Origin of the sequence: Variovorax sp. MSC1_012 (assembly GCF_023667525.1) — a bacterium.
Classification (GTDB): Bacteria; Pseudomonadota; Gammaproteobacteria; order Burkholderiales; family Burkholderiaceae_C; genus Variovorax; species Variovorax beijingensis_B.
Genome location: NZ_CM174443.1, coordinates 39,090 through 58,981, shown reverse-complemented (window position 1 = coordinate 58,981; position 19,892 = coordinate 39,090). Strand labels below are relative to the sequence as shown.

At 66.3% G+C, this 19,892-nt stretch carries 17 protein-coding genes; 5 read left to right on the top strand and 12 right to left on the bottom strand.

Going from position 1 to position 19,892, the window contains the following annotated elements; all coding sequences use genetic code 11:
* Positions 1–27: 27 nt before the first annotated feature.
* The 12 genes from aspS to serA form a co-directional block, all read right to left on the bottom strand.
* Positions 28–1,830 (bottom strand): aspartate--tRNA ligase, encoded by a 1,803-nt coding sequence (gene aspS, locus L1081_RS00285; protein WP_489414664.1) that lies wholly within the window; start codon positions 1,828–1,830, stop codon positions 28–30.
* 31 nt (positions 1,831–1,861) lie between these two features.
* Complete coding sequence (locus L1081_RS00280; RefSeq protein ID WP_124956662.1) at positions 1,862–2,482, bottom strand: DUF502 domain-containing protein; 621 nt, start codon at positions 2,480–2,482, stop codon at positions 1,862–1,864.
* Positions 2,483–2,491: 9 nt separating this feature from the next.
* Positions 2,492–2,836, bottom strand: coding sequence for an FmdB family zinc ribbon protein (locus L1081_RS00275; protein ID WP_489414663.1), 345 nt, complete (start codon positions 2,834–2,836; stop codon positions 2,492–2,494).
* Between the two features lie 91 nt (positions 2,837–2,927).
* A complete protein-coding gene (locus tag L1081_RS00270) occupies positions 2,928–4,367 on the bottom strand; it encodes a sodium:solute symporter family transporter (RefSeq protein ID WP_489414662.1) in 1,440 nt (479 codons plus the stop codon).
* Between the two features lie 12 nt (positions 4,368–4,379).
* On the bottom strand, positions 4,380–5,945 hold the full coding sequence (gene ubiB, locus L1081_RS00265) for a ubiquinone biosynthesis regulatory protein kinase UbiB (RefSeq protein WP_489414661.1): 1,566 nt from the start codon (positions 5,943–5,945) through the stop codon (positions 4,380–4,382).
* The gene (locus tag L1081_RS00260) at positions 5,942–6,514 is read right to left on the bottom strand and encodes a ubiquinone biosynthesis accessory factor UbiJ (protein ID WP_124956670.1); all 573 of its coding nucleotides are present in this window, start codon (positions 6,512–6,514) and stop codon (positions 5,942–5,944) included. The genes ubiB and L1081_RS00260 overlap by 4 nt, the downstream gene beginning before the upstream one ends.
* 48 nt (positions 6,515–6,562) lie before the next feature.
* Complete coding sequence (locus tag L1081_RS00255) at positions 6,563–7,573, bottom strand: TIM44-like domain-containing protein (protein ID WP_489414660.1); 1,011 nt, start codon at positions 7,571–7,573, stop codon at positions 6,563–6,565.
* Between the two features lie 34 nt (positions 7,574–7,607).
* A complete protein-coding gene (ubiE, locus tag L1081_RS00250) occupies positions 7,608–8,339 on the bottom strand; it encodes a bifunctional demethylmenaquinone methyltransferase/2-methoxy-6-polyprenyl-1,4-benzoquinol methylase UbiE (protein WP_015866903.1) in 732 nt (243 codons plus the stop codon).
* A 154-nt stretch (positions 8,340–8,493) separates the two neighbouring features.
* Positions 8,494–8,907 (bottom strand): gamma-butyrobetaine hydroxylase-like domain-containing protein, encoded by a 414-nt coding sequence (locus tag L1081_RS00245; RefSeq protein WP_489414659.1) that lies wholly within the window; start codon positions 8,905–8,907, stop codon positions 8,494–8,496.
* The gene (locus L1081_RS00240) at positions 8,907–9,344 is read right to left on the bottom strand and encodes an HIT domain-containing protein (protein WP_489414658.1); all 438 of its coding nucleotides are present in this window, start codon (positions 9,342–9,344) and stop codon (positions 8,907–8,909) included. Before L1081_RS00240 ends, L1081_RS00245 begins: the two co-directional genes overlap by 1 nt.
* On the bottom strand, positions 9,341–13,249 hold the full coding sequence (locus L1081_RS00235) for a DUF3683 domain-containing protein (protein ID WP_489414657.1): 3,909 nt from the start codon (positions 13,247–13,249) through the stop codon (positions 9,341–9,343). Before L1081_RS00235 ends, L1081_RS00240 begins: the two co-directional genes overlap by 4 nt.
* Positions 13,250–13,466: 217 nt before the next feature.
* A complete protein-coding gene (gene serA / locus L1081_RS00230) occupies positions 13,467–14,699 on the bottom strand; it encodes a phosphoglycerate dehydrogenase (RefSeq protein ID WP_489414656.1) in 1,233 nt (410 codons plus the stop codon).
* Positions 14,700–14,925: 226 nt separating this feature from the next.
* On the opposite strand from serA, the gene ugpB reads away from it, so the two are divergent.
* The 5 genes from ugpB to ugpQ all read left to right on the top strand — a co-directional run bounded on the left by ugpB (position 14,926) and on the right by ugpQ (position 19,865).
* Complete coding sequence (ugpB, locus tag L1081_RS00225; RefSeq protein ID WP_489414655.1) at positions 14,926–16,239, top strand: sn-glycerol-3-phosphate ABC transporter substrate-binding protein UgpB; 1,314 nt, start codon at positions 14,926–14,928, stop codon at positions 16,237–16,239.
* Between the two features lie 99 nt (positions 16,240–16,338).
* Positions 16,339–17,220, top strand: a complete 882-nt coding sequence (ugpA, locus tag L1081_RS00220) for a sn-glycerol-3-phosphate ABC transporter permease UgpA (RefSeq protein ID WP_015866909.1) — start codon at positions 16,339–16,341, stop codon at positions 17,218–17,220.
* Between the two features lie 33 nt (positions 17,221–17,253).
* The gene (ugpE, locus tag L1081_RS00215) at positions 17,254–18,105 is read left to right on the top strand and encodes a sn-glycerol-3-phosphate ABC transporter permease UgpE (RefSeq protein WP_015866910.1); all 852 of its coding nucleotides are present in this window, start codon (positions 17,254–17,256) and stop codon (positions 18,103–18,105) included.
* A 3-nt stretch (positions 18,106–18,108) separates the two neighbouring features.
* On the top strand, positions 18,109–19,116 hold the full coding sequence (locus L1081_RS00210; RefSeq protein ID WP_489414654.1) for a sn-glycerol-3-phosphate ABC transporter ATP-binding protein UgpC: 1,008 nt from the start codon (positions 18,109–18,111) through the stop codon (positions 19,114–19,116).
* Between the two features lie 2 nt (positions 19,117–19,118).
* On the top strand, positions 19,119–19,865 hold the full coding sequence (ugpQ, locus tag L1081_RS00205) for a glycerophosphodiester phosphodiesterase (protein ID WP_489414653.1): 747 nt from the start codon (positions 19,119–19,121) through the stop codon (positions 19,863–19,865).
* The last annotated feature ends 27 nt before the right edge of the window (positions 19,866–19,892 follow it).

The window sequence follows — 19,892 nt, the reverse complement described above, 5'->3', positions numbered from 1 at the left end:
GAAGTGCGCGCAGACTGGGGGCGAGCATCATGCTGTCTGGACGTTGCGCAGCCGGATGTGCAGTTCGCGCAGCTGCTTCTCGTCGACCGGGCTCGGCGCCTGCGTGAGCAGGTCCTGCGCGCGCTGGGTCTTGGGGAAGGCGATCACGTCGCGGATCGACTCGGCGCCGGTCATGAGCATGACCAGGCGGTCCAGGCCGATGGCGATGCCGCCGTGCGGCGGCGCGCCGTACTGCAGCGCGTCGAGCAGGAAGCCGAACTTGAGCTGCGCATCCTCGGCGCTGATCTTGAGCGCGCGGAACACCTTGCTCTGCACTTCCTCGCGGTGGATACGCACCGAACCGCCGCCCATTTCGATGCCGTTGAGCACCATGTCGTAGGCCTTGGCAATGCACTTTTCGGGCGCGGTGTCCATGAGGTCTTCATGGCCGTCCTTCGGCGCGGTGAACGGGTGGTGCACGGCGCTCCAGCGCTGGCCTTCCTCGTCGAACTCGAACATCGGGAAGTCGACCACCCACAGCGGCGCCCAGCGGTCGTCGAACAGGCCGGCCTTCTTGCCGAAGGCGCTGTGGCCGATCTTCACGCGCAGCGCGCCGATGGCGTCGTTGACGACCTTTTCCTTGTCGGCGCCGAAAAACAGGATGTCGCCGTTGCGGGCACCGGTGCGGGCGATGATCTCGGCCAGCGAAGCATCGTCGAGGTTCTTGACGATGGGGCTCTGCAGGCCCTCGCGGCCGGCCGCGGCGTCGTTGACCTTGATGTAGGCCAGGCCCTTGGCGCCGTAGATCTTGACGAACTCCTGGTAGGCGTCGATCTCGCCGCGCGAGAGGCCGCCCTCGGCGCCGCCGCCCGGCACGCGCAGCGCGACCACGCGGCCGCCCTGCATGGTGGCGGCATTCGAGAACACCTTGAACTCCACGCGCTTCATGAGTTCGGTGAGTTCGGTGAACTCGAGCTTCACGCGCAGGTCGGGCTTGTCCGAGCCGTACTTGAACATCGCGTCGCCGTACGTCATGGTCGGGAACACCGGCAGGTCGATGCCTGCGGCGTTGCGGAACACAGTGCGGATCATGCCTTCGAACATCTCGCGGATTTCTTCTTCGGCGAGGAACGAGGTCTCGATGTCGATCTGCGTGAATTCGGGCTGGCGGTCGGCGCGCAGGTCCTCGTCGCGGAAGCACTTCACGATCTGGTAGTAGCGGTCGTAGCCGGCCACCATCAGGAGCTGCTTGAAGAGCTGGGGCGACTGCGGCAGCGCGAAGAAGCTGCCGTCGTGCACGCGGCTGGGCACGAGGTAGTCGCGCGCGCCTTCGGGCGTGGACTTGCCGAGCATCGGGGTCTCGATGTCGATAAAGCCGTTGGCATCGAGGAACTTGCGTGTTTCCATCGTCACCTTGTAGCGCAGCATCATGTTGCGCTGCATGGCCGGGCGGCGCAGGTCGAGCACGCGGTGCGTGAGGCGCGTGGTTTCCGAGAGGTTGTCGTCGTCCAGCAGGAACGGCGGCGTGACCGACGGGTTCAGCACCTTGAGCTCATGGCACAGCACTTCGATCTTGCCGCTCTTGAGCTGGTCGTTGGTGGTGCCTTCGGGGCGGGCGCGCACCAGGCCGGTGATCTGCACACAGAACTCGTTGCGCAGGTTCTCGGCCACGGCGAAGGTGGCGGCGCGGTCGGGGTCGCACACCACCTGCACGTAGCCTTCGCGGTCGCGCACGTCGATGAAGATCACGCCGCCATGGTCGCGGCGGCGGTTGACCCAGCCGCACAGGGTGACGGTTTGGCCCATCAGGGCATCGGTCACAAGACCGCAATAGTGAGTACGCATGGCCATATCTTGGATTCCGGCGCCGCGAAGGCGCGTTTTACTTGTTCGCGATGGACGAGGGGCCGCCGGGGACGACCACCCCCATCGAGACGATGTACTTGAGCGCTTCGTCCACGCTCATCTTGAGTTCGATGCAGTCGCTGCGCCTGAGCATCACGAAATAACCGCCCGTGGGATTGGGCGTGGTCGGCACATAGACGCTGAGGTAGTCGCCGCCGCCCAGGTGCTCCACCACGTCGCTGCCGGGCATGCCGGTCACGAAGGCGATGGTCCAGACCCCCTCGCGGGGCCACTGCACCAGCACCGCCGTACGGAAGGCGTTGCCATTCTCGGAGAACAGCGTGTCGGACACCTGCTTGACGCTGGAGTAGATCGAGCGCACCACCGGAATGCGCCGCACCACGGCGTCGCCCCATCCAAGCAGGCGCTTGCCCACGAAATTGCTCGCAATGGCGCCCACGCCCAGCAGGATGGCCAGGGTAAGCAGCACGCCGAGGCCGCGCACATTGTTGTCGTGCAGCCATGCCTGCCAGACCGCCGGCAGCACCCAGAGCGTCTGGTCCAGCGTGTCGATGATCCACTTCAGCACCGCCAGGGTGATGAACAGCGGAACGATCACCAGCAAGCCGGAGAACAGCCATTTGCGCAGGGCGAGCATGGGGCGTTCTCAGTCGCTCTTGACGGCAGCCGCTGGCGCCGGCGCGGGGCTGGGTGCTGGGGCCGGCGCAGGCGCTGGGCTGGAAGCTTCCGCGGTCGTGGCGGGCGCAGCGGCGGCGTCGCCGTTCTTGGCCGCGGCAGCCGCGGTTGCAGGCTCGGCCTTCTTGCCGCCGCCGTCGCGGAAATCGGTCACGTACCAGCCGGAACCCTTGAGCTGGAAACCGGCGGCGGTGACTTGCTTCTCGAATGCACTTGCGCCGCACGCCGGACACACCGTGAGCGGTGCATCGGACATTTTCTGCAGGGCGTCCTTGGCGAAGCCGCAGGCGCTGCACTTGTAGGCGTAGATGGGCATGGAATTGAGTGGAAAAGCGGCGCAAAAACGAAGCAGAGGCCGCTCGCAAAGCCCTCGATTATAAGGGCGCCCCGCGCTTCGGGGGGACGCCCTAGACAGCCAGCATCCGGTGCGGCGTGCGGGTGTTGGCCACCCACTGGGGTGCCAGCGATCCGGCCACCATGCCGGCAAAGGAGGCCAGCACACCGGCCAGCTGGGCCGGGAATTCGCTGCCCCAGGGCATGGCCAGGAACAGCAGCCAGGTGCCGATGCCCAGCACAATGGAGGCGATGGCGCCCTGCGTGGTGGCGCGGCGCCAGTAGAGCCCGAACACCAGCGGCACGAAGGCGCCGACCAGCGGCACCTGGTAGGCGCCAGACACCAGTTCGTAGATGGGCGTGCCCTGCATGCGGATGGCATAGGCCAGCACGGCGGCACTGAAGACCAGCACCGTGATGCGCATGGTCATGAGGTTCTGGCGGTCGGTGCCCGCGGGCCGGAACTGGCGCCAGATGTTCTCGGTGAACGTGACGCTCGGCGCCAGCAGGGTGGCCGACGCGGTCGACTTGATGGCCGACAGCAGCGCGCCGAAGAACAGCACCTGCATCACGAAGGGCATCTTCTCGAGCACCAGCGTGGGCAGCACCTTCTGCGGATCTTCCTTCAGCAGCGCGGCGGTCTGCTCCGGCATGATCAGCAGCGCGCTCGCCACCAGGAACATCGGCACGAAGGCGAACAGGATGTACGCCACGCCGCCGATCACCGGGCCGCGGCTCGCGGCCTTGACGCTGTTGGCCGACATCACGCGCTGAAACACGTCCTGCTGCGGAATGGAGCCCAACATCATCGTGATGGCGGCCGCGAAGAAGAACACCATGTCGTGCCAGTTGGGCTCGGGCCAGAACTTGAAGAGCTCCTTGCTGACCGCGAAAGCCACCACCTTGTCGGCGCCGCCGGCCATGTTGCCGGCGAACACGGCGATGCCGGTCAGCCCCGCGACCAGGATGATCATCTGGATGAAATCGGTCACGGCCACCGACCACATGCCCCCGAACAGCGTGTAGGCCAGGATCGAGAGCACTCCGATCACCATGCCCGCCGGAATGGAGATGGCACCGGCGGAGAGCACGTTGAACACCAGCCCCAGCGCCGTGACCTGCGCCGACACCCAGCCCAGGTAGCTCAGCATGATGATGAGCGAGCAGGCCACCTCGACGCCGCGGCCATAGCGCTCGCGGTAGTAGTCGCTGATGGTCAGGAGCGTCATGCGGTAGAGCTTGCCCGCGAAGAACAGGCCGACCAGGATCAGGCAGGTGCCCGCGCCGAACGGGTCTTCGACCACGCCGTTCAGGCCGCCCTCGATGAACTTGGCCGGGATGCCGAGCACCGTTTCGGAGCCGAACCAGGTCGCGAAGGTGGTCGTCACGATCATGTAGAGCGGCAGGTGCCGCCCCGCGATGGCGAAGTCGGTGGTGTTCTTCACCCGCTTGGCGGCGTACAGGCCGATCGCGATGGTGACCAGCAGATAAACGACAACCAGCGTCAGCAGCACGGGGACACTCCTCTAGAACAATTTCACGCGCATCAGCAATTGCATGGCGAGCAACCCCAATACAAATCCTATGCCACCGTAGATGATGGTCTGCAGCAGCCGGTTGGTGCGCTTCTGGGCGGCCAGCAGTTCCAGCAGCTCGCGGCGGTGGTCGGCGGGCCGATTTTCCAGGAAATCGTGCAGCAGGCGCGGCAATTCGGGCAGCAGTTTTGCATAGCGCGGCGCCTCGGCCTTGAGCTGCTGGAACAGCTTCTTCGGCCCGATCTGGTCGACCATCCACTTCTCGAGGAAGGGCTTGGCGGTGTGCCAGAGATCGAGTTCCGGATCGAGCTGGCGGCCGAGGCCCTCGATGTTGAGCAGGGTCTTTTGCAGCAGCACCAGCTGCGGCTGGATTTCGACGTGGAAGCGGCGCGAGGTCTGGAACAGGCGCATCAGCACCATGCCGAGCGAGATTTCCTTCAGCGGCCGGTCGAAGTACGGCTCGCAGACGGTGCGGATCGCGCCTTCGAGCTCGTCGATGCGCGTGCCCTCGGGCACCCAGCCGCTCTCCAGGTGCAGCTCGGCCACGCGTTTGTAGTCGCGCCGGAAGAAGGCCACGAAGTTCTGCGCCAGGTATTCCTTGTCCGACTCGGTCAGCGTGCCGATGATGCCGAAGTCGAGCGAAATGTAGCGCCCGAAGGTCTCCGGCGCGAGGCTCACCTGGATGTTGCCCGGGTGCATGTCGGCGTGGAAGAAGCCGTCGCGGAACACCTGGGTGAAGAAGATCGTGACGCCGTCGCGCGCCAGCTTGGGAATGTCGACGCCGGCCGCGCGCAGGCGGTCGAGCTGGGCAATGGGCACGCCGTTCATGCGCTCCATCACGATCACCTCGGGATGGCAGAAGTCCCAGAACATCTCGGGAATCAGCACCAGGTCGAGCGAGGCCATGTTGCGGCGCAACTGGGCCGCGTTGGCCGCCTCGCGCACCAGGTCGAGCTCGTCGTGCAGGTACTTGTCGAACTCGCCGACCACCTCGCGCGGCTTCAGGCGCTTGCCGTCGGGCGAGAGCTTCTCGACCCAGCCGGCCATCATGGCCATGAGCGCCAGGTCTTTCTCGATCACACCGCGCATGCTGGGGCGCAGCACCTTGACCGCGACCTCGCGCACCTCGCCTTCGTCGGTGCGGATGGTCGCAAAGTGGACCTGGGCGATCGACGCGCTGGCGATCGGCGTCTCGTCGAACTGCACGAACACGTCGCCCACCGGGCGGCGGAATGCGCGCTCGATGGTGGCGATGGCCACCGCCGAAGGGAACGGCGGCACGCGGTCCTGCAGGAAGGCGAGCTCGTCGGCAATGTCGGGCGGCAGCAGGTCGCGCCGGGTCGACAGCACCTGGCCGAACTTGACGAAGATCGGCCCCAGGCGTTCGAGCGCCTCGCGCAGGCGCTGGCCGCGGGGCGCGTCGAGGTTGCGGCCGATGGAGACGATGCGCGCCACCACGCGCAGCCAGGGTTTCTGGAAGCTCGTGAGCACGAGCTCGTCCAGGCCGTAGCGCAGTGCGACCCAGACGATGAAGATTCCGCGGTAGAAGCGCCTCATTCGGCCGTGCTCGCCGAGCCGGTCGACGGACCGCCGGCCTGCGGGGGCTTGCGACCGCCGACGAACTGGCGCAGTGCGTCCACGACCCGGCGTGCGCCATTGGCAATGGTGTGCGCCGGCACGTCGCCCACGAGGCGGGCGAGGTCGTCCTCGACGTCCCAGCGCACGTGGTCGACCAGCCAGTTGACCTCGGCGGCGAGCTGCACGTCGCCAATGATCTGTACCGAGGGCTTGCCGCCGCGCAGCGTGGCGCGGGCCAGCTCGAAGGGGGATTCGTCGGTGACGGTGAGCGTGAGCTCGGGCACCGAGCCGGCGGGCGCGAGGTCGAGCAGGCCGGCCGGCGTGGCCACCATCTCCATCGTCACGAAACGCCACTGGAAGCGCACCACCCGCCCCTGCTGCCTCAGCAGCCGCTGCTGGGCCTCGGGTTCCTGCTGCAGCACATGGTTCAGGAACAGCACCGCGCGGTGCTGGATCTCGTGCACCGCCCAGGCGGGCGGCTGCAGACGCTCGCCGATGCGATTGAACAGGTCGTCGAGAAAAGAAAATGGGGACGATGGTGTAGCCATGTCCCCATTATCGGTTCTGCTGGCGGCCCCGCGGCCGCCGGAATGCGCTTACTGCAGGGCTTGCACGCCCGCCACCAGCCAGCCGCTGGTGCCGCTGGTGGGCTTGGTCATGTTCCAGACTTCGCGGAACGGGCCCGGGCCGGCCGAAGCGTCTTCTCGGATCATGCCGGAGAACTCCACGCTCGCGAGGTAGGCATCGGCCAGTTCCTCGATGCCGAGCAGCTTGGCGTCGAGCATGACGACTTCGGTCTTGTTCGAGGCGCCGCCGGTGTGGCTTGCACGGTCCGCCAGCTGGCTGCGGATTTCCTCGACCATGTCGTCGGTCATCATGGAACGCAGCATGGTGACGTCGGCGCGGTCCCATGCGTCCTGCAGCGTCACGAAGTTGCGCTTGGCGGCGCTCAGGAAGCCGTCCACGTCGAAGCCCGCCGGAATGCCCCACGACTGCGAGCCCGAGAGCGCCGAGCCGATCATGCTGCCGCCGGCCGCCGCGCCTGCCGCGGAAAGGCTGCTGCCATGCCCGGGCGTGGCGTCGAAAGCGGCGGTGTTGCGTTCCCAGGGCCGCGCCGAAGCGTCGTTGCCGACATTGGCGGGGCTGTACTGCGCGGGGGCGCTGGCGTTTGCCGGGTTGCCGGCACCTTCGAAGGCGAAACCGCCCGGACGATTAGCGCCCGACGACGCTGCCGAGCGCGCCTTGAACATGCGCCAGGCGAACAGCCCGGCCATCACCAGCAGGCCGATCAGGAGGATGTTCGCAAAGCCGGCGCCAAGGCCCAGCGAGCTTGCGAGCCACGCCAGGCCCAGGCCGGCGGCCAACCCGCCGAGCATCGCGCCCCAGGGGCGCTTGGGCGCCGCGGCGGCAGGTGCCGGCGTTCCGGGCCTCGGCGCCGCATTGGTCGCGCTTTGCTGCGCGGGAGCAGTGGGTGCCGCGGATTCACGCTGCGTCACGTTGGACGACTGGCGGCCGACCGACTTGCCGCCGCCGATGCGAGCTGCGTCTGCCTGAACACTGACCAGGGCCAGCACGCAAGCCAGGAACAAAGAACTCAAACTTTTCATGTCGTCTCCTCTTTTGAGCGAAGAATTCGCGTCATCAACATTTGATTCCAACATGAAGGGCGACCACGCCACCCGTCATGTTGTGATAGTCCACATGCCCGAAACCGCCCTCTTTCATGAGGGTCTTGAGTTCGTCCTGCGCGGGATGCATGCGGATGGATTCGGCCAGGTAGCGGTAGCTGGCGTCGTCGCCGGCCACCAGCTTGCCCAGGCGCGGCAGGACGTTGAACGAATACCAGTCGTAGGCCTTGGCGAGCGGCTTGGCGACTTTCGAGAACTCGAGCACCAGCAGCTTGCCGCGCGGCTTGAGCACGCGGTTCATTTCCTTCAGCGCAAGGTCCTTGTGTGTCATGTTGCGCAGGCCGAAGGCCACGGTCACGACGTCGAAGTGGTTGTCGGGGAATGGCAGCTTCTCGGCATCGCACACCAGCGTGGGGAGTGCCACGCCCGCGTCGAGCAGGCGGTCGCGGCCGGTGCGCAGCATGGCTTCGTTGATGTCGGTGTGCACCACCTGGCCGCTGGCGCCCACCTTCTTCGAGAAGGCCAGCGCGAGGTCGCCGGTGCCGCCCGCGATGTCGAGCACGCGCGAGCCCTCGCCCACGTTGGCCACCATCACGGTGTAGGCCTTCCAGGCGCGGTGCAGCCCCATCGACATCAGGTCGTTCATGAGGTCGTAGCGCGTGGCGACGGAATCGAAGACGCCGCGCACACGTTGCGCTTTCTCGCTTTCGTCGACCTTTTCGAAGCCGAAGTGGGTGGTGCTCATTGGTCTGATATTAGGCCGGAAGCACACACCTCAAGAAGGCGACCCTGCGGCGACGGCGGGCATTTGTTGCTTTTTCTTCAAATAGCGGGGCGCGGCAGGGCGCGCGCCGCCTGCGTGCGAGGCTATCTTTTCAGTAGCGAGTGGGGTCGGCGTGTCAGTGGCTGCTGCAGGCGGAGCCGCCCTTGTCGATCATCGGCGCATCGCGGTCGACGCCCGCGGCGGCAAGCCGGCGCTCGTATTCGGCCCAGAGCGCGGCCTGGTTGGCGCCGAGTTCGTACAGCAGGTTCCACGAGAAGATGCCGGTGTCGTGACCGTCGCTGAAGACCGGCTGCACGGCGTAGTTGCCGACCGGCTTCAGGTCGACCAGCTCGACCTCGCGCTTGCCGGTCTGCAGGATTTCCTGGCCCGGGCCGTGGCCCTGCACTTCGGCCGACGGCGAGTAGATGCGCATCAGCTCGAACGGAATACGGAATGTGGCGCCGTCCGAGAAACCGACCTCGAGCATGCGCGACTGGCCGTGCACGGTGATCGATTGCGGCGTCGGTGCGCCGGCTTGCAAACCTGCCATCAGAAACTCCTTGTGCCCAATCGGGCCATCATCGCACTCTCGAGTGCAGGCAGGCGCGCGGCCACGGCGGCTTCCTGGGCCGCATTGGCTTCGCGCTGCACCGGCGCCCAGACGGAACCCGGAAAATGGGTGTCGTCGACGAACCGCGCAATCACATGCCAATGCAGGTGCGGCACCATGTTGCCGAGCGCCGCCAGGTTGATCTTGGCCGGCGCCAGATGCTCGCGCAGGCACTGCTCGACCACCGTCACCGCCTCCATGCACAGCACGCGGTCGGCCGCATCGAGGTCGGAAAACTCCGCCGCATGCGCGCGCCAGACCACGCGGTAGAAGGCCGGGAAGCCGGGCTCCTCGGCATGGATGACGCGAAGCTTCGCGCCCTCGAACACGATGCGGCCGCCGGGGCCTTCGCAGAAGGGACAGTTCTTCACCTTCATACCAATACCCGCTCGATCCCGCCCTGGTTGGCGGCGGCCACGTATTCAGGCATCCAGTCCTTGCCGAGGATCTTGTTGGCCATCTCGACCACGATGTAGTCGGCTTCGAGCAGGCCGTTGTTCAGGTCGTTGCCGTAGCGCGAGAGGCCTTGCAGGCAGCTCGGACAGCTGGTCAGTATCTTGACGTTGTCCTTTTCGCCGACCTGGCCGTTCGCGCGCAAGGCGGCCTCGCCCTTCTTGAGCTCTTCCTCCTTGCGGAAGCGGATCTGCGTGGAAATGTCGGGCCGCGAGACGCCCAGCGTGCCCGATTCGCCGCAGCAGCGGTCGTTCTTCAGCACGTTGTCGCCGACCAGCGCCTTCACGGTCTTCATCGGGTCCTGCAGCTTCATCGGGCTGTGGCAGGGGTCGTGGTACAGGTAGCCACCGCCGCCCGCATCGGCCAGCGTGATGCCCTTTTCGAGCAGGTATTCGTGGATGTCGATGATGCGGCAGCCCGGGAAGATCTTGTCGAACTGGTAGCCCTGCAGCTGGTCGTAGCAGGTGCCGCAGCTCACCACCACGGTCTTGATGTCGAGGTAGTTGAGCGTGTTGGCCACGCGGTGGAACAGCACGCGGTTGTCGGTGATCATCTTCTCGGCGCGGTCGAACTGGCCGCTGCCGCGCTGCGGATAGCCGCAGCACAGGTAGCCGGGCGGCAGCACGGTCTGCACGCCCGCATGCCAGAGCATGGCCTGGGTGGCGAGGCCCACCTGCGAGAACAGCCGCTCCGAGCCGCAGCCCGGAAAGTAGAAGACCGCCTCGGTTTCGGACGTGGTGGCCTTCGGGTCGCGGATGATCGGCACGTAGTCGGCATCCTCGATGTCGAGCAGCGCACGTGCCGTCTGCTTCGGCAGGTTGCCCGGCATCTTCTTGTTGATGAAGTGGATCACCTGCTCCTTGACCGGCGCCGGGCCGAGCGTGGCGGGCGGCGCGGCGGTCTGCTTCCTGGCGAGGCCGCGCAGCAGGTCGTTGGCCAGGCGCTGCGCCTTGAAGCCGATGCCCACCATGCCCGCACGCACCGCCTTGATGGTCTGCGGATTGGTCGCGTTGAGGAAGAACATCGCGGCCGCGTTGCCGGGCCGGAAGCTCTTCTGCCCCATCTTGCGCAGCAGGTTGCGCATGTTCATCGACACGTCGCCGAAGTCGATCTTCACCGGGCACGGCGTGAGGCACTTGTGGCACACCGTGCAGTGGTCGGCCACGTCCTCGAACTCTTCCCAGTGCTTGATGCTGATGCCGCGCCGGGTCTGTTCTTCGTACAGGAAGGCCTCCACCAGCAGCGAGGTCGCGAGGATCTTGTTGCGCGGGCTGTACAGCAGGTTGGCGCGCGGCACGTGGGTGGCGCACACCGGCTTGCACTTGCCGCAGCGCAGGCAGTCCTTCACGCTGTCGGCAATGGCGCCGATGTCGCTCTGCTGCATGATGAGCGACTCGTGGCCCATGAGGCCGAAGCTCGGCGTGTAGGCGTTGGTCAGGTCGGCATGTGGCAGCGCGGCTTCGCCGGCGGGCGCGCGCAGCAGCTTGCCCTTGTTGAAGCGGCCTTCGGGGTCGACGCGCTGCTTGTAGTCCATGAAGGGCTTCAGCTCTTCGTCGCTCAGGAATTCGAGCTTGGTGATGCCGATGCCGTGCTCGCCGGAAATCACGCCATCGAGGCTGCGCGCCAGCGCCATGATGCGCACCACCGCGGCATGCGCGGTCTGCAGCATCTCGTAGTTGTCGCTGTTGACGGGGATGTTGGTGTGCACGTTGCCGTCGCCCGCGTGCATGTGCAGCGCCACCCACACGCGGCCCTTGAGCACCTGCTTGTGGATGGCGGTGCACTCAGACAGGATCGGCGTGAACTCGGCGCCCGAAAAGATTTCCTGCAGCGGCTGGCGCAGCTGGGTCTTCCAGCTCGCGCGCAGGGTGTGGTCCTGCAGCTGCGGGAACAGCGTGTCGACATCGGCGAGCCATTCGGCCCAGAGCGCACGCACGCCCTGCACCAGCGCCACGGCCTGCGCCACGCGGTCCTCGAGCAGTTCGGCCGCCGGGATTTCATGCGCGTCGTCGGTCTTGCCGAGCGGCAGGTTGCCGCGCAGCAGGAAGGCCTCGAGCGCATCGGTGAGCGCGAGCTTGTTCTGCAGCGAGAGCTCGATGTTGATGCGCTCGATGCCATCGCTGTACTCGGCCATGCGCGGCAGCGGAATGACCACGTCTTCGTTGATCTTGAAGGCGTTGGTGTGCTTGCTGATGGCGGCGGTGCGCTTGCGGTCGAGCCAGAATTTCTTGCGCGCCTCGGGGCTGATGGCGATGAAGCCTTCGCCGCTGCGCGAATTGGCGATGCGCACCACTTCGGAGGTGACGCGCGCCACCGCATCGGCGTCGTCGCCCGCGATGTCGCCGAACAGCACCATCTTCGGCAGGCCGCCATGTTTTTTCGACTTGGTGGCGTAGCCCACGGCCTTCAGGTAGCGGTCGTCCAGGTGCTCCAGGCCGGCGAGCAGGACCGGCGAGTGAGCTGGTCCTTCCGAGTTCTCGCCCGAGCGCTTCTGCAGGGCGAACATGAAGTCCTTGATCTCGACGATGCTCGGCACCGCGTCCTTCGCGTTGCCGAAGAATTCGAGGCACACGGTGCGGGTGTGCGCCGGCATGCGGTGCACCACCCAGCGGCAGCTGGTGATGAGGCCGTCGCAGCCCTCTTTCTGGATGCCGGGCAGGCCCGAGAGGAACTTGTCGGTCACGTCCTTGCCGAGGCCTTCCTTGCGGAAGGTGCGGCCGGGAATGTCGAGGCGCTCGGTGCGCAGTTTCGTCTTGCCGTCGGCGGCGTAGTACTGCAGCTCGAACACGGCGCTCTCGGCGTCGTGGATCTTGCCGAGGTTGTGGCCGATGCGCGTGACTTCGAGCCATTCGGCCTGCGGCGTGACCATGCGCCACGACGCCAGGTTGTCGAGCGCCGTGCCCCAGAGCACGGCCTTCTTGCCGCCCGCGTTCATGGCCACGTTGCCGCCGACGCAGGAGGCCTCGGCAGAAGTGGGATCGACCGCGAACACGTAGCCGGCGCGCTCGGCGGCATCGGCCACGCGCTGGGTGACGACGCCGGCCTCGGTCCAGATGGTGGGCACGGGGCTGTCGAGGCCGGGCAGCGGGACCAGTTCGACCTCGGTCATGGCCTCGAGCTTCTCGGTGTTGATGACCACGCTCTTCCAGGTGAGCGGAATGGCGCCGCCGGTGTAGCCGGTGCCGCCGCCGCGCGGGATGATGGTCAGGCCCAGCTCGATGCAGCCCTTGACCAGCAGGGCCATCTCGGCCTCGGTGTCGGGGCACAGCACCACGAAGGGATATTCGACGCGCCAGTCGGTGGCGTCGGTGACGTGCGAGACGCGCGAGAGGCCGTCGAACTTGATGTTGTCCTTGGCCGTAAGGCGGCCGAGCACGCGCGTGGCCTTGCGGCGCAGGGCCGCCACGTCGCGAAAGGCGGTGTCGAAGGCCGCGACGGCCTCGCCGACGAGGCCCGTGAGTTCGCCCACGAGCTGGTCGCGCGGCAAGTCGCTGTCGGGGGTGCGGCGCTTCTGGACCTCGGCCAGGCGGTGCCGGAGGGCATCGACCAGCTGGCCGCGGCGGCGCGGGTTGTCGAGCAGGTCGTCGACGAGGTAGGGGTTGCGCTGCACCACCCAGATGTCGCCGAGCACTTCGTAGAGCATGCGGGCCGACCGGCCGGTGCGGCGCTCGGCGCGCAGGGTCTGGAGCAGTTCCCAGCCGCGCTCGCCCAACAGGCGGATCACGATCTCGCGATCGGAAAAGCTGGTGTAGTTATAGGGGATCTCGCGCAGTCGTACAGGCTCTGCGGCCTGCGACAACAGCGTGGTCAACGCGGTCGGAGCATTCATCGGGGGTGGCACCTCGGCCAGGCGCTGCGCGCCCATCTAGCCGGGGGTGGGATTTTAGGGCAGGGGGCGATGGCTTGCGCTTGTGTTGCTGTTGTGCCCCGGTTTGGAGGGCGCCCGGCAGGCGGCACGGCGCGGGCGCCCGTCGTGGCGTGGATGCCGCGGCCCTCACCCCAGCCCTCTCCCCGGAGGGAGAGGGAGCAAGACCGGGAAGGCCCTCCTAGAACAGCACGCGGCTGCGGATCGTGCCGTTCACCTTGGCCAGCTTTTCCAGCGCCAGGTCGGAATACGCCGCGTCGATGTCCATCACCACGTAGCCGATCTTCTCGTTGGTCTGCAGGAACTGCGAGGAGATGTTGATGTTGTTGTCCGAGAAGATCTTGTTGATCTCCGACAGCACGCCGGGCACGTTGCGGTGGATGTGCAGCAGCCGGTGCTTGCCCGGGTGGGCCGGCAGCGCCACCTCGGGAAAGTTGACCGACGAGGTCGAGGTGCCGTTGTCGCTGTACTTCACCAGCTTTTCCGCCACCTCCAGGCCGATGTTGGCCTGCGCCTCCATCGTCGAGCCGCCGATGTGGGGCGTGAGGATGACGTTGTCGAGCCCGCGCAGCGGCGACTGGAATTCGTCCTTGTTGGTGCGCGGCTCCACCGGGAAGACGTCGATTGCGGCGCCCAGCAGCTTCTTCTGCTTCAGCGCCTCGGCCAGCGGCTCGATGGCGACGACCGTGCCGCGCGAGGCGTTGATCAGGATCGCGCCCGGCTTCATGGCGGCGATTTCGGCCGCGCCGATCATCCATTGGGTGGCCTGCGTCTCGGGCACGTGCAGGGTCACGATGTCGCTCTGGCCGAGCAGGTCGTGCAGTTCGCGCACCTGGTGCGCATTGCCCAGGGGCAGCTTGGTGACCACGTCGTAGAAGGCCACCTTCATGCCCAGCGCCTCGGCCAGCACCGACAGCTGGGCGCCGATGGAGCCGTAGCCCACGATGCCGAGCGTCTTGCCGCGGATCTCGAACGCGTTCTCGGCCGACTTGAGCCAGCCGCCGCGGTGCGCGACCGCGCTCTTCTCGGGCACGCCGCGCAACAGCAGGATGGCTTCGGCCAGCACCAGCTCGGCCACCGAGCGGGTGTTGGAATAAGGGGCGTTGAACACCGCCACGCCGTGCTCGCGCGCGGCTTCCAGGTCGACCTGGTTGGTGCCGATGCAGAAGCACCCCGCCGCCACCAGCTTCTGGGCAGCCGCGAAGACCTCGGCCGTGAGCTGCGTGCGCGAACGGATGCCCAGGAAGTGGACGTCGGCGATCTTGGCCTTGAGCTCGGCGTCGGGGAGCGCACCCGGCAGCGACTCGATGTTGGTGTAGCCCGCGGCGCGCAGGACCTCCACCGCCGAAGGATGGATGCCCTCGAGCAGAAGGAACTTGATCCGGCTTTTTTCGAGGGAGGTTTTGCTGCTCATGACGTACTCGCGGAATCCCCGGCCGCGGCAACAGGCTAGGCCGAAAAAGGGGAAGTCGATGCTAGCATGCTGCGCCGCAGCATGAAGGCGCGCACCCGGTGGGAAGCCCTGCGCCAAAGGGGTTTTCCCGATTGGAAGTTAACAACAGTCCGTGCGCAAATGTGACGCGGCCGTGTCATCCACGTGGCCTAGCATCCGCGCTTTCATTTTCCCATCAGGAGTCTTCATGCGATTCAAGACGCTCGCGCTGGCATCGGCGCTGGCCGCCACCACGCTGTTCAATGTGGCACATGCCCAGACCGAGATCCAGTGGTGGCACTCCATGACCGCCGTCAACAACGAGTGGGTCAACGACCTGGCCAAGCAGTTCAACGAGAGCCAGAAGGAATACAAGGTCGTGCCGACCTACAAGGGCACGTACGACGAATCGATGACGGCCTCCATTGCGGCTTTCCGCGCCGGCAACGCACCGCACATCCTGCAGGTGTTCGAAGTGGGCACCGCCACCATGATGGCCAGCAAGGGCGCCATCGTGCCAGTGGGCCAGGTCATGAAGGACGCAGGCGAGAAGTTCGATCCTGCCGCCTACATTCCCGCCGTGGCCGGCTACTACACCGCGCCCAGCGGCCAGATGCTGAGCTTCCCGCTGAACAGCTCGACGACGGTGTTCTATGTCAACAAGGACGCCTTCAAGGCCGCCGGCCTCGACACCGCCAAGCTCCCCGCGACCTGGCCCGAAGTGACGGCCGCCGCGGCCAAGCTCAAGGCGAGCGGCCACAAGTGCCCGTTCACCACCGCCTGGCAGGGCTGGACGCAGCTGGAGAGCTTCTCGGCCTGGCACAACGTCGAATTCGCGACCAAGAGCAACGGCCTGGCCGGTCTCGATGCGCGCATGAAGATCAATTCGCCGCTGCACGTGCGCCACATCGAGAACCTGGCCAACATGGCCAAGCAGGGCCTCTTCATCTACAAGGGCCGCGGCAATGTGCCGGAAGCCTCGTTCGTGTCGGGCGAGTGCGCGATGATCAACACCTCGTCCGGCTTCTACGGCAACGTGGCCAAGAACGCCAAGTTCGCCTATGCAGTTTCTCCCCTGCCCTACTACCCGGACGTGCCCGGCGCACCGCAGAACACCGTGATCGGCGGCGCCAGCCTCTGGGTGATGTCGGGCAAGAAGCCGGCCGAGTACAAGGGCGTGGCCAAGTTCTTCAGTTTCATCTCGACGCCTGAAGTGCAGTCGGCCAGCCACAAGCGCACGGGCTACCTGCCCGTGACCATGGCCTCCTACAAGCTCACCGAAGACTCGGGCTTCTACAAGCAGAACCCCGGCACCGACGTGGCCGTGACGCAGATGGTGCGCAAGGTCACCGACAAGAGCCGCGGCATCCGGCTGGGCAACTACGTGCAGATCCGCGCCATCGAGGACGAAGAGCTCGAACAGGTCTGGAGCGGCAAGAAGACCGCCAAGGAAGCCCTCGACTCGATCGTGCAGCGCGGCAACGAGCAGCTGGAACGCTTCCAGAAAGCCAACAAAAGCTAACGATTGACCGCCGGACCCGCGGGTCCGGCTAATATCGCCCGCCCCCCGCTCGCTCGTGCGCAAGAGCGGGCCAGGCGGGATTTTTTATGCAGAGGGTTCATGGAAAAACGCGTTTTCTTTCGCTCGGGCTGGTTGCCCTGGCTGCTGCTGACGCCGCAAATGGCGGTGATCCTCGTGTTTTTCTTCTGGCCGGCGGCGCAGGCGCTGCTGCAGTCGCTGCAGCAGCAGGACGCCTTCGGCACGTCGGTGGAATTTGTCGGGCTCGACAACTTCCGCCAGATATTCAGCGATCCGAGCTATGTGGAGTCGTTCAAGACCACCGCGCTGTTCTCGGTGCTGGTGGCGGGCATCGGCATCACGCTGTCGCTCGGGCTCGCGGTGTTTGCCGACCGCATCACGCGCGGCGGCACCTTCTACAAGACCATGCTGATCCTGCCCTACGCGGTGGCGCCCGCCGTGGCGGCCGTGCTCTGGGTGTTCATGTTCTCGCCGTCGCTGGGCGTGGTGGCCTATGCGCTCGGCAAGATCGGCATCGACTGGAACCACCTGCTGGACTCCGGCCACGCCATGACGCTGATCGTGATGGCCTCGGTGTGGAAGCAGATTTCGTACAACTTCCTGTTCTTCCTGGCTGGCCTGCAGTCGATTCCCAAGTCACTCATAGAGGCTGCGGCCATCGACGGCGCGCGCCCATGGCGCCGGTTCTGGACCGTGCAGTTTCCGCTGCTCTCGCCCACCACCTTCTTCCTGCTGGTGATCAACGTGGTCTATGCCTTCTTCGACACCTTCGCGATCGTCGACGCGGCCACCCAGGGCGGGCCGGGCAAGGACACGGCCATCCTGGTCTACAAGGTGTATTACGACGGCTTCAAGGCCATGGACCTCGGCGGCTCGGCGGCGCAGTCGGTGGTGCTGATGGTGATCGTGGTGGCGCTCACCGTGATCCAGTTCCGCTACGTGGAAAAGAAGGTCCAGTACTGATGAAGCAAAACAAGAATCTCGCGGAGGCGTTCCATGGTTGAGAAACGCGGCACCCACGGCATCCTGGCCCATGTGGTGATGATCCTGGGCGTGTTCATCGTCGCCTTCCCGCTCTACCTGGCTTTCGTGGCGTCCACGCACACGGCGCAGGAGATCGTGCAGGCCCCGATGCCGCTCCTGCCCGGCACCAACATGCTGGACAGCTACAAGGGCGCGCTCTTCGGGCGCGAAACCAGCAGCGGCTCCAACGCGCCCGTGGCCCACATGATGTGGGTGAGCCTGGTGACGGCGCTGGTGATCTCCATCGGCAAGATCTCCATCTCGCTGCTGTCGGCCTTTGCCATCGTCTACTTCCGGTTCCCGTTCAAGAAGATCTGCTTCTGGGCCATCTTCGTGACGCTGATGCTGCCGGTGGAGGTGCGCATCCTGCCTACCTACAAGGTGCTGTCCGACCTCAACATGCTGAACACCTACGCGGGCCTCACGGTGCCGCTGATCGCGTCGGCCACCGCCACCTTCCTGTTCCGCCAGTTCTTCCTGACGGTGCCCGACGAGCTCACCGAGGCCTCGCGCATGGATGGCGCAAGCCCCATGCGCTTCTTCTTCGACGTGCTCCTGCCGCTGTCGAAGACCTCGATCGCGGCGCTGTTCGTGATCCAGTTCATCTACGGCTGGAACCAGTACCTCTGGCCGCTGCTCGCCACCACCGGCGAAGACATGTACCCCGTGGTGGTCGGCATCAAGCGAATGATTGCCGGCGGCGACAGCCAGAACGAATGGAACGTGGTGATGGCCACCGCCATACTCGCCATGCTGCCGCCCGCGCTGGTGGTGGTGCTGATGCAGAAGTGGTTCGTCAAGGGCCTTGTGGATACCGAGAAATAACAAATGGCAGCTCTCTCCCTACGCAACGTCATCAAGCGCTACGGCCACGGGCCGAAAGCCAACCAGGTCATCCACGGCGTGAGCGCCGAGATCGCCGACCATGAATTCATCGTGATCGTCGGCCCTTCGGGCTGCGGCAAGTCCACCCTGCTGCGCATGGTGGCCGGCCTCGAGGAAATCTCGGCCGGCGAAATCTCCATTGGCGGACGCGTGGTGAATCAGCTCGAACCCTCCGAGCGCGACATCGCCATGGTGTTCCAGAACTACGCGCTCTATCCGCACATGAGCGTGTTCAAGAACATGGCCTACGGCCTGAAGATCGCCAAGGTGCCGGTGCCCGAGATCAAGGTGCGCGTCGACAAGGCGGCCAAGATCCTCGAACTGGGCCACCTGCTCGAGCGCAAGCCGCGCGAGCTCTCGGGCGGCCAGCGCCAGCGCGTGGCCATGGGCCGCGCCATCGTGCGCCAGCCACAGGTGTTCCTGTTCGACGAGCCGCTGTCCAACCTGGACGCCAAGCTGCGCGCGCAGACCCGCATCGAGATCCAGAAGCTGCACCGCGAGCTCGGCATCACCTCGCTGTTCGTCACGCACGACCAGGTCGAGGCCATGACGCTGGCGCAGCGCATCATCGTGATGAACGCCGGCGTGATGGACCAGTTCGCGACGCCTGAAGAGGTCTACAACCGGCCCGCCACCACCTTCGTTGCCAGCTTCATCGGCTCGCCGCCGATGAACCTGCTGCAGCACGCGCCCGGCGTGCGGCCCGGCCAGATCCTGGGCATCCGCCCCGAGCACCTGACGCTGGACGAGAGCGGCTGGTCCGTGCAGGTCGAATCGGTCGAGCTGCTGGGCGCCGAGCGGCTGGTGTACGGCCGCATCGGCGACGAGCAGATCATCATGCGCACCGACGAAAGCGACCATCCGCCGGTCGCGGGCGACACCGTGCGGATCGCGGCGCGCGAGGACAAGCTGCACTGGTTCGACGCCGGCTCCGGCAAACGGGCCGACTGACGATGCCGGCACTGAGGCCCTGGCCCTATCCGCGCTGGATCGCGCACCGCGGCGCCGGCAGGCTGGCACCCGAGAACACGCTGGCGGCGTTCCGCCTTGGCGCGGCGCACGGCTACCGCATGTTCGAGTGCGATGCGAAGCTCAGTGCCGACGGCGTGGCCTTTCTGATGCACGACACCACGCTCGATCGCACCACCAACGGCCACGGCACCGGCGGTGCGCAGCCCTGGAGCGCGTTGTCGCAGCTCGACGCCGGCGGCTGGCATTCGCGCGCCTTCGCGGGTGAGCCGCTCGCCACGCTGGAGAACCTCGCGCGCTTCTGCCTGGCCAACGGCCACCTGCTCAACATCGAGATCAAGCCCACGCCGGGCACCGAGCGCGAAACCGGCGAAGCGGTGGCGCGGCTCGCGGCCCGCCTGTGGCAGGGCGCCCCCATACCGCCGCTGCTCACCTCGTTCCAGGCCGAATCGCTCGCAGGAGCCAGGGCGGTGCAGCCCGAACTGCCGCGCGGGCTGCTGCTCGACACGCTGCGGGACGGCTGGCTGGCCACGGCCGCCGGCCTGGACTGCGCCGCGGTGGTTTGCAACCACGCGCTCTGGGACGCCGCCACGGTGGCGCAGGTGCAGGGCGCGGGCATGCGCGCACTGAGCTACACCGTGAATGACGAATGGGCCGCGCAGCGGCTCGTCGAGCTGGGCACCGACGGCATCATCACCGACCGGGTCGACCTGTTCAGCCCGGCCGGCTGACCTCTCTCCGCCGGCGCGGCCCGACAG

Coding starts and splice junctions, on each gene's coding strand:
- aspS (WP_489414664.1), bottom strand. CDS start 1,830: ATGGCCATGCGTACTCACTATTGCGGTCTTGTGACCGATGCCCTGATG.
- L1081_RS00280 (WP_124956662.1), bottom strand. CDS start 2,482: ATGCTCGCCCTGCGCAAATGGCTGTTCTCCGGCTTGCTGGTGATCGTT.
- L1081_RS00275 (WP_489414663.1), bottom strand. CDS start 2,836: ATGCCCATCTACGCCTACAAGTGCAGCGCCTGCGGCTTCGCCAAGGAC.
- ubiB (WP_489414661.1), bottom strand. CDS start 5,945: ATGAGGCGCTTCTACCGCGGAATCTTCATCGTCTGGGTCGCACTGCGC.
- L1081_RS00260 (WP_124956670.1), bottom strand. CDS start 6,514: ATGGCTACACCATCGTCCCCATTTTCTTTTCTCGACGACCTGTTCAAT.
- L1081_RS00255 (WP_489414660.1), bottom strand. CDS start 7,573: ATGAAAAGTTTGAGTTCTTTGTTCCTGGCTTGCGTGCTGGCCCTGGTC.
- ubiE (WP_015866903.1), bottom strand. CDS start 8,339: ATGAGCACCACCCACTTCGGCTTCGAAAAGGTCGACGAAAGCGAGAAA.
- L1081_RS00245 (WP_489414659.1), bottom strand. CDS start 8,907: ATGGCAGGTTTGCAAGCCGGCGCACCGACGCCGCAATCGATCACCGTG.
- L1081_RS00240 (WP_489414658.1), bottom strand. CDS start 9,344: ATGAAGGTGAAGAACTGTCCCTTCTGCGAAGGCCCCGGCGGCCGCATC.
- L1081_RS00235 (WP_489414657.1), bottom strand. CDS start 13,249: ATGAATGCTCCGACCGCGTTGACCACGCTGTTGTCGCAGGCCGCAGAG.
- serA (WP_489414656.1), bottom strand. CDS start 14,699: ATGAGCAGCAAAACCTCCCTCGAAAAAAGCCGGATCAAGTTCCTTCTG.
- ugpB (WP_489414655.1), top strand. CDS start 14,926: ATGCGATTCAAGACGCTCGCGCTGGCATCGGCGCTGGCCGCCACCACG.
- ugpA (WP_015866909.1), top strand. CDS start 16,339: ATGGAAAAACGCGTTTTCTTTCGCTCGGGCTGGTTGCCCTGGCTGCTG.
- ugpE (WP_015866910.1), top strand. CDS start 17,254: ATGGTTGAGAAACGCGGCACCCACGGCATCCTGGCCCATGTGGTGATG.
- L1081_RS00210 (WP_489414654.1), top strand. CDS start 18,109: ATGGCAGCTCTCTCCCTACGCAACGTCATCAAGCGCTACGGCCACGGG.
- ugpQ (WP_489414653.1), top strand. CDS start 19,119: ATGCCGGCACTGAGGCCCTGGCCCTATCCGCGCTGGATCGCGCACCGC.